The following is a 10025-nucleotide window of genomic DNA, read 5'->3' on the forward strand; positions in this document are numbered from 1 at the left end:
AATATTTTTAAAGATTTTAGAACCCTGTGACTTTAGTCGTGGGAGGTTCAGGAATGTGTCAACTGGAGAAATGCTTATTGAAGATGATGAAATTTTGGCAAAAGTATTTGAAAACTCTAAATTGGTACTGGTTCATGCTGAAAATGAAATGATTGATAAAGCGATAGAATTAAATAAAAATTATGGAAGTGGGCTTTATGTATGTCATATTCCATCGGCAGAAGAAATGAAAAAAGTTATAGATGCAAAGAAAAATAGCAAAGTGAATACAAAAGAACATCCAGTTTATGCTGAAGTTACACCACATCATTTATTTTTAAATACTGAAATTCGTGAAAGTACTGAAAGAAATAAAATGCTTTTGAGAATGAAGCCTGAATTGAGGGAAAAATCTGACAATGAATTTTTGTGGGAAGCGATAAATCGTGGAGAAGTTGATACAATTGGAACAGATCATGCACCACATTTGATAAGTGAAAAGTTAGAAAAAATTACATTTGGAATGCCAGGAGTAGAAACTTCGCTTGCACTTATGATAAATGCGTATAATGAAGGTAAAATATCGCTGGAAATGATTCAGAAACTGATGTGTGAAAATCCTGCAAAAATAATGAAAATTGAAAAAAGAGGAAAACTGCAGGAAGGATATTTCGCAGATATAATTGTTGTTGATCCTAAAAAAGAATGGATTGTTGGAGTAGATGATACTATTGAGTCAAAATGTGGTTGGACACCTTATGAAAATTGGAAATTAAAAGGTAAAAACACAATGACAATTGTAAATGGTAAAATTGTTTATGAAAATGGAAAGATTGACGAAAATGTAAAAAGTGGAAAAGAAGTTAAATTTCATGATTAATATTGTTTTTCATTTAACAGAGGTCTAAAAAATAAAAGAAATTATTTTTATTAATTATAATTAATATTAAATTCTATTTTATATTATTTGATAACAAGGGGGTTTAACCCCTTGCAGAAAAATTTACAGCTAGGTTGCTATTTAAACAAAAAGTAGTATAAGATATATATAACTTAAATAAAAAAATCAAAATTTGAAAGGAACTAAGGAAAATGGCTAATTTAACATTGGAAGAAAAAGTGGCAAAGGCATTATTTGATGTAAAGGCGGTAAAAATTAATGTAGGAGAACCATTTACATTTGCATCTGGAATAAAAAGTCCTATTTACTGTGATAACCGTTATGTTTTAGGTTTTTCAGATGAAAGAGATACGATTGTAGAATCATTTGTTGAAAGAATCGACAAGGATGTTGATGTAATTGTAGGAGTGGCAACAGCAGGAATCCCTTGGGCCGCATTTATTGCTGACAGAATGAAAAAACCACTTGCTTATGTAAGAAATAAACCAAAAGATCACGGTGCAGGAAAACAAATTGAAGGAGCTGAAGTTAAAGGTAAAAAAGTTGTTGTAATTGAAGATTTAATTACAACTGGAAAAAGCAGCCTTATAGCAGTAGATGTACTTCAAAAGGAAGAAGTGAAAGAATTGGAGGTAAAATCAATTTTTTCTTATGGATTTGACAGTGCAAAGGAAAATTATGCAAAATATAACTGTAAATTCAGTTCACTTTCAAATTTTGATGTTTTAATAAAGTTATTGGCACAAACTGATTATTTGACTAAAGATGAAGCAAATATTGCTTTGGAATGGAGTAAAAATCCTGAAAAATGGGGAAGATAATAATTGACTTTTTTTATAAAATAATCTATAATTTGATAGAACTTTTGTGTGTATGAATCATAATTTTGAAATACTTGAATATTATAATAATTTATAAAGTTCAGTAAAGGAGTAAAAATTGAAAAAGATACAATTTATAATAATTCCTACGATATTGTCCTTTGGGTTAATAATATCTTCGGCATTAATTTCAAATGCTATGAATAGGGCAAATAAAGATGAAAACAGGATTACAGTGAAGGGAGTGGCAGAACGTAGAATAAAGGCTGACAAGGCTCTTATAAATATAGTGATTTCTGAAAAGAGTGAAAATGTTGAAAAATTAAAAAATAGCATATCAGAAAAAGAAAAGCTGGCTACTGACTTAATTAAAAGCCTAAAAATTAGTGAAACTGATTATAGTATTGGAAATTTACGGATTCAGCCAAATTATATTGAAAATTCAACAAATGCAAAACAGCAGTCAGATGTAAATTCTTCTGCAATTTCAGCGGATAATAAAATTTCAGATTATGATGGAGTTGAAACAATTTCAATTGTTACAAAAGATATTGACAAGGCTGAAGAATTTTTTGAAAAATTATCTGAATTAAAACTTCAAAGTGATAATATTCAGATAAATGCACCAGAATATTTTATAACAAATATCGAAAAATATAAAAAGGATATGGTTGTAGATGCTTCAAAAAATGCTGAAATAAGAGCAATTGAAATGCTGAAAGTAAACAATAATGAAATTGGCGGATTAAAAAATATGAGTCAAGGTCAGTTTGAAATATTGGAAGATACGGAAGATATTAAAAAGATAAATGATAACGAATCTAATCAGATTTATAAAAAAATGAGAGTAGTAGTGACAGCGACATATTTGATAAAATATTAGATATGGCTAAATTTATTTTAAAAATAATTTTTTAATAAAAATAATTTCTTAATAAAAAAAATGAACAAGTTAAAAAAACAAATCATAAATAAAAAGTAAAATTTAGGAGGAAAAAATTAATGAGACCAGCAGCAGAATTAAGACAAGGAAGTACATATAGAAAGGATAATATTCCATATTTAATACTAAAAGCTGAAAGACATCAATCAACATCAGGAAAAAGACAAAGAGCAGCAGAAGTGAAATTCAAAACAAAAGAACTAATTTCTGGTAAAATTCAAGAAATTACAGTTTTGGCAACTGAACTTATGGATGATATTATTCTTGATAGAAATCAAATGCAATTTTTATATGAAATTGATGGAGAATATAACTTTATGGATCAAGAAACTTTTGAACAAATTGCTTTAACAAAAGAAGATTTAGGAGATGCAGTAAATTTCTTGGAAGAAGAAATGATTATTCAAGTATTAATGTATGAAGGAAGACCAGTTGGAGTAGAACTTCCAAATACAGTAATTAGAGAAATTACTTATACTGAACCAGGATTAAAAGGAGATACAATTGGAAGAGCAACAAAACCTGCAACAATTGCAAATGGTTATAGCTTGCAAGTACCTTTATTTGTAGTAATTGGAGATAAAATTAAAATTGATACAAGAACTGGTGAATATATCGAAAGAGCAAATTAATAATAAAATTTAAAATGATAAATAATAATTTATAGCTATCGAAAAAACGGTAGCTTTTTTTGAAAAAATAATATAAAATTAAATATAAATTAAGTTTTTATGCTATGCTTATATTATTCTCCATTTAAAAGGCGAATATTTATTTTAATTATTTAAAAATAAATGTCAGATTTAATCTAATAAAAAGATTTATAATGTATTCGTTATTTAGATAGATTTTAGTATAAAACTTAAAAATAATAGATTTGTTGTAAATTTTGCTTAACAGATAAATTTAACTTGTTGCTAGAAAATAAGTAAAATATATGTTTTAGTTTTGAAATGGGGATTGGTATTAGATAAATATTAGTAATAATCAAGGGGTTGATTGAGATGAAAAATAAAATAATTAGAGGATTATTTTTTGTATTTTTAATTTTTGGAATAATTTCTTGCTTTAAAAGAAAGAAAATAAATGAGGAAATTGGAATAAATCGGAATGAAAATACAGTTTTAGTTGCTTCGTTTAATGCACTTAGGCTAGGGGAAAAGCAAAAGGATTATAAGGCATTTGCACAAATTTTGGTGAAGTTTGACTTGATTGGATTGGAAGAAGTCATGAATGAAAAGGGTGTTAAGAAAGCAAAAGCATATTTGGAAAAATTGACTGGAGAAAAGTGGGATTACATTATTTCAGAAAATTCTGTAGGAAGTGAAAATTATCGAGAATATTTTGCGTTTGTTTATAGAAAAAACAAGTTTTCTGAGGCAAGGGGGCTTGGATTTTATAAAGAAAAGGATGAAAATGAGTTTATGAGGGAGCCTTATGGAGCTTATTTTAAGGCTGGAAATTTTGATTTTGTGTATATTATAGCTCATTCAGTTTTTGGAGATAAGGAAAAGCAGAGATTGCTGGAAGCAGCAAGTTATGTAAATGTTTATGAATATTTTTCTAAATTGACGGATGAGGATGATATAATTATCGCTGGGGATTTTAATGCGGCGGCAGATAATATGGCTTTCAAAAATATGGCTGATAAATATGACGTTTCATACATTTTAAACCCCGAAGAAAATTTGACAACAATTTCAGATAGTAAATTAGTAAGCTCTTATGACAATTTTTTTATAAATTTGAAAAAAACAAAGGAATTTACTGGAAATTTTGGAGTTTATAACTTTATAAAAAATAATAACTATGCTATAATAAAAAAATACGTGTCAGATCATCTATTAATTTTTTCAGAATATTCAATATTGGAAGATTTAGATTAACGACAAATAGAAAAATAAAGAAAGGAAATAAATGAAAGAAAAAGAATTAAATAAAAAATCAGTTTATAAAAAAGTGATTAGTATTGGGCTACCTGTAGCAATTGAAAATATGATTTATGCACTCATGAATTTTGTGGATATGTTTATGGTGGGAAAGGAAAATGTAATACTTGGACTAGGAACAGTAGCGGTTGCTGGACTGGGATTTGCTAATCAGATGTTTATGATTTTTATGACATCACTTTTTGGGATGAATAGTGGTGGTGGGATTTTGGCAGCACAGTATTTTGGAAATAAGGATTATAAAAACTTAAAAAGATGTCTTGGAATAACGATCAGTGTTGGTTTTTTATTTTCATTGCTATTTTTGTTTGCTGGATTATTTATTCCAGAAACTGTAATTTCTGTATTTACAAATGATAGTAAAGTTATAAAAATTGGGGCAGATTATTTAAGAATTGTGGCTTGGGCTTATCCACTTGTGGGAGTTGGATTTGCATTTAATATGCAGCTTCGTGCAATTGGAAAAACAAAATATTCGTTTTATTCAAGCGTTATTGGGCTTGTGATAAATGTAGCCATAAATTATACATTAATTTTTGGACATTTTGGTTTTCCTGCGATGGGAGTACGTGGAGCTGCAGTTGGGACAGTTATTGCAAGAATTATAAGCACTTTTTACATTATTTATATAATTTACAGATTAAAATTACCAATTGCAGGGAAAATAAATGAATTATTTGATTTGTCATTGGAATTTTTTGTAAAAGTTATGAAAATCTCGCTTCCCGTATTTATTCATGAAATACTTTGGATATTAGGTTCAAGTGTATATGTCATGATCTTTGGAAGAATGGGAACAGATTTTGCAGCTGCAGTTCAAGTCGTAAAATCAATTAGCAGTCTGGTATTAACATTACTGTTTGGACTTTCAAGCGCGACTTCAGCTATAATTGGAAATGAAATTGGGGCAGGAAGAGAAGACAATGCTTATGATTATTCAATAATTTTATTAAAGGTAGCCGTCCTTTCAGGTGTTGTTATCGGAGCAATTGTATTTATTTTTAGTCCATTTATCTTAATTCACATAAATGCCAAAAGTTATCCATTGGCAAAGCAAATCGTAAAAGCAGAAGTTTTTGTAATTTTTATAAAAGCGATGAGTTTACAGCTGTTAGTAGGAATTTTACGTTCGGGAGGAGACACGCTTTGGACAATGTTTACTGATCTTATACCTCTTTGGTTCATTGCGATTCCGATTACATATTTTTCTGGACTTTATTCGGGATTGCCAGTTGCAATTGTATATTTACTTTCGTGCAGTGATGAAGTTATAAAAATATTTCCTTGTGTAATGAGGTTAAAGAGCAGGAAATGGATAAATAATCTGGTAAATTAAAAAATAGGAGAAATTTAAGATAATAAAGGAGAAATAGTGTAATGATTTTAACAGAAAGAAAAAAGTATTTACTAATTAGTATTTTGGCACTTTTCACAATGTCATGTTCCACAATAAAAACCCCGCCACTTGGAGTAAATTATGAAGGTCCTTTGCGGGATAGTAATAATGTTGAGTTTCATTATGATTTAACTTATCTTGACAAAGATGGGAATATTCGGTATGACAGGAAGATTTGGGATGCAACTTATAAAGTTGTGGATGAGGCAAAGGATTATTTGATTGTAGAGATGTTTTTGTTTAATGATATTTATAATAAAGATAAGGAGCATTATCCTGAATTTGCTAAAGAATATATGAGACGCCTTATCAAGAAGAAGATGGAAAATCCTAATTTGAAAGTGTATGTGCTTTTGGATGAAAATAATAATTTGTATGGAGCGTTTGAGCATCCATTTATTACAGAGATGAAAAATGCTGGAATTGATGTTATAACAGTGGATATTTTTAAATTGAAAGATACGTTTCCTTGGTATTCGCCGATTTGGAGAACATTGATAGAACCTCATGGAAATCCGCAGGGAAAAGGTTGGATTGGAAATTTTTACGGTCCAATGTGGCCTAAATTGACTTTGAGAAATTTATTAAGGGCCTTGAATGTAAAAGCAGATCATAGAAAAATATTTTTGAATGAGAACAATGTTGTAATTTCTAGTGCTAATATTCATGATCCTAGTTATTTTCATGAAAATGTAGCAATATCAGCTGACGGGGAAATCACAAAGGATGTTTTACATGGACTGCAGCATGTAGCTGAATTTTCAGGCGGTAAGATTGATCTTGATGAAAAACAGGGAAATGGAATAAATAATGGTCAAATTGGAAATTTGATGGAAAATGAAAAAAAAGTAGTAAATAATTTTGCAGAAAATAATTTTTTAGAAGATGAAAATGAAAAGCAAGTTAGAGAAATTGAGAAAAAAAGGGAAGGCTTTGTGGAAGAGGGAACGAGAAAATTTGCACAAACTGAAAAACTTTCACAGGAAAATCAAGAATCTAATGAAAAAGGTCATCAGAACAATATGAAGGATGGAGATGTGCTTACAAGATTTGATGATGAAAATAATAAATATCAGCTGCAGTTTATAACAGAGGCAAAGATTGGGGAGCATCTGAATAAGGATATTGACAGCACCAAAGCTGGAGACGAGATACTTATGGGAATGTATTTTTTGGCTGATAAAGGTGTTATTGATAGATTAATAAAGGCTGCAAATCGTGGTGTAAAAATTAGGATTATTTTTGATAGAAGCAGGGATGCCTTTGGAATGAGTACTAATGGACTTCCCAATAAACCAGTTTCTAAAAAGCTAAAGAAAAAGACTAAAAATAAAATAGAAGTAAAATGGTATTTTACTAATAATGAGCAATATCATACAAAGATAACACTAATCAAAAAAACAGATGGAAATGTTATAATACAAACTGGTTCAGCTAATTTAATTAAAAAAAATATACGTGGATATATAATGGATGCCAATTTTAGAATTTTGACAAACAAAGACTCTAAATTGACAAAGGATATTTACGCATATTTTGATAGATTATGGGAAAACAAAGATGGACTGTTTACCGTTAATTTTGATGATGAACCAACTACAAAAGCAAGTACGGATTTTATGTATAAAATATTAGATGCAACACAATTAGGTTCATTTTAATTTATGGCTTAATATAAAAATAAAAAAGAGAGGAATGAGCAGAAATGAAAAGAAAAATAATGCTTATAGTTGTAATTTTAGCAATTGGAATGATGTCAGTGTCTTGTTTTAAAAAGAAAAAAGATAATAAAAAAGATACACAGACACAACAGCAACAGCAAAGTAAGGATATTAATACAGATATGTTTAATCTTGGAGGGCAAGCACAGGGAAATCCTGATATAAAAAACTTGACTCCTGAAGAACAGCAAAACTTGATTGATAATAAAATTGATCCTACAAAAGTGTCAGAAGCTTTGACAAAAGCACAAAATGGAGATAAAGAGGCAATTATGTCACTTGCACAACTTTATTACAATTTAAAAAATATGGATAAAGTAAAACAAATTTTACAATATGGTGTTGATAGAAATTATCCAGAAGCAATATATAATCTAGCAGTAATTTTGAAACAAGAAGGAAATACGGCTGAAGCTAATAAATTAATCGCAAAACTTCCAAGAGGCGCTGTAACAAGTACTGGAGGAGCAGGAGTAGCTGGAGGTCAAAGAGTACGTCAAATAAGAATGCGTCCAGGAGCTGAGGCATATAATAGAGGAATAGATTTGATAAAAGCAAAAAGATATAAAGAAGCCAAAGCTGAATTTGAAAAAGCATATAATGCAGGAATAAAAGAAGCTGATATACGTGTGGCACTTTTGAATAAAGAATTAAAAAATGAATCTGAAGCTGTAAAATGGTTTCAAAAAGCCGCAAATCGTGGTGTAAAGGAAGCGAATTATGAAATTGGAGCAATTTTATATGATGGTGGAAAACAGTCAGAATCTCGTCCGTATCTTTTGAAGGCTTATAATTCTGGAAACAAAGCCTTGGCAATGCCAATCGCAATGTCATACCATCAACAAAATAATATGTCAGAAGCCTTGAAGTGGTATAAAATTGCAGCTAAAAATGGAGATAAAAATGCTGCAGCTACAGTAGAAAGAATTGAAAAAGGTGGAGTTGTTAATGAGAAAAAATCTAATGATAAACGAGTTAATACATTTTTAGGAAATAATAATTCTTCAAGTCTTACTGAAAGTACGCTTAATGATGTAAAGAGTAGAAATAAAGCAGAAGAAGCCACAAAAAATGAAGTTAAGCCAGATGAATCTAGTAAACAGTCAAAGGCACAAGTAACTAAATCTTCTGAAAAAACTTCTGAAAAAACTTCAGATGTAAATATAGATGAAATTATGAAGAAAAAAGCAGCTGAATATAACAAATAAAATATAGTTATATAAAATAACAAAAAATTATTTTTTACATATTGACATTTTAAAGAAAATATTATATACTTATTTTATAATAAAGTTATTTGAAAATCAAACTTAAAATTTTTTAGGACAATTTAATTAAAACTTATCAAGAGAGATATTAGGGAACGGCCCGTTTTAAGTATCCAGCAACCTGTAATTACAAGGTGCTAAATCCGGCATAAAAGATGCAAAGATAAGGATAGGAATTTTAATTCTCTTCCTTAGTGGAAGAGTTTTTTTTTAAATAATAAAATTAAAATAATAAAAAAATAGGAGGAAATAAATGACTAAAAAAATTTACTTTACATCGGAATTTGTATCACCAGGACATCCAGATAAAATTTGTGATCAAATTTCAGATTCAATACTAGATGCTTGCCTTGCGGATGATGAAAGCTCAAGAGTAGCATGTGAGACATTTGCAACTACTGGACTTGTAGTTGTTGGAGGAGAAATTACAACTAAAACTTATGTAGATGTGCAAAAAATTGTTAGAGATAAAATTTATGAGATTGGATATCGTCCAGGAATGGGATTTGACTCTGACTGTGGAGTACTAAATACTATTCACTCGCAATCACCAGATATTTCAATGGGTGTAGATACAGGTGGAGCTGGAGACCAAGGAATTATGTTTGGAGGAGCAGTTAATGAAACTGAGGAATTGATGCCTTTGGCACTTGTATTATCACGTGGAATTATTCAAAAATTAACTAAGATTACAAGGGATGGGACACTTGCATGGGCTAGACCTGATGCAAAAGCCCAAGTTACATTAGCTTACGATGAAAATGGGAAATTATTAAATGTTGATACAGTAGTTTTATCTGTACAGCATAATGAAGACGTTACAAATGCACAAATTGAAAAGGACTTGAAGGAACTTGTGATAAAACCTGTATTGGAAAAATATAACTTGAATATTGAAAATGTTAGAAAATTTCATATTAATCCAACTGGAAGATTTGTAATTGGAGGGCCTCATGGAGATTCAGGACTTACTGGAAGAAAAATTATAATTGATACTTATGGTGGATACTTTAGACATGGTGGAGGAGCATTTTCTGGAAAAGATCC

9 protein-coding genes and 1 riboswitch are annotated in these 10025 nt (G+C 29.6%); all 9 genes read left to right on the forward strand.

The features are described 5' to 3' along the window. Positions 1-55: 55 nt before the first annotated feature. On the forward strand, positions 56-859 hold the full coding sequence (locus ACO409_RS09165; RefSeq protein ID WP_485556584.1) for a dihydroorotase: 804 nt from the start codon (positions 56-58) through the stop codon (positions 857-859). 212 nt (positions 860-1071) lie between these two features. Further along, positions 1072-1701 (forward strand): orotate phosphoribosyltransferase, encoded by a 630-nt coding sequence (gene pyrE, locus ACO409_RS09170; RefSeq protein WP_485556586.1) that lies wholly within the window; start codon positions 1072-1074, stop codon positions 1699-1701. 118 nt (positions 1702-1819) lie between these two features. Beyond that, positions 1820-2584, forward strand: a complete 765-nt coding sequence (locus ACO409_RS09175; RefSeq protein ID WP_485556588.1) for an SIMPL domain-containing protein — start codon at positions 1820-1822, stop codon at positions 2582-2584. A gap of 119 nt (positions 2585-2703) precedes the next feature. Beyond that, entirely contained in the window at positions 2704-3276 is a 573-nt protein-coding gene (efp, locus tag ACO409_RS09180) for an elongation factor P (protein ID WP_485556590.1), read from the forward strand. Positions 3277-3648: 372 nt separating this feature from the next. Beyond that, on the forward strand, positions 3649-4530 hold the full coding sequence (locus ACO409_RS09185; RefSeq protein WP_485556592.1) for an endonuclease/exonuclease/phosphatase family protein: 882 nt from the start codon (positions 3649-3651) through the stop codon (positions 4528-4530). 31 nt (positions 4531-4561) lie between these two features. Beyond that, positions 4562-5929: an MATE family efflux transporter gene (locus tag ACO409_RS09190; RefSeq protein ID WP_485556594.1), complete on the forward strand. Its 1368-nt coding sequence runs from the start codon at positions 4562-4564 to the stop codon at positions 5927-5929. Positions 5930-5970: 41 nt separating this feature from the next. Then, positions 5971-7650 (forward strand): phospholipase D family protein, encoded by a 1680-nt coding sequence (locus ACO409_RS09195; RefSeq protein ID WP_485556597.1) that lies wholly within the window; start codon positions 5971-5973, stop codon positions 7648-7650. Positions 7651-7694: 44 nt separating this feature from the next. Next, the gene (locus tag ACO409_RS09200) at positions 7695-8918 is read left to right on the forward strand and encodes a tetratricopeptide repeat protein (protein WP_485556599.1); all 1224 of its coding nucleotides are present in this window, start codon (positions 7695-7697) and stop codon (positions 8916-8918) included. 130 nt (positions 8919-9048) lie between these two features. Next, positions 9049-9148, forward strand: a riboswitch (SAM riboswitch). A gap of 83 nt (positions 9149-9231) precedes the next feature. Further along, positions 9232-10025 (forward strand): methionine adenosyltransferase (gene metK, locus ACO409_RS09205; RefSeq protein ID WP_485556601.1); only part of this gene is annotated, 794 nt, incomplete at its 3' end.

This window comes from Leptotrichia sp. (assembly GCF_057270615.1).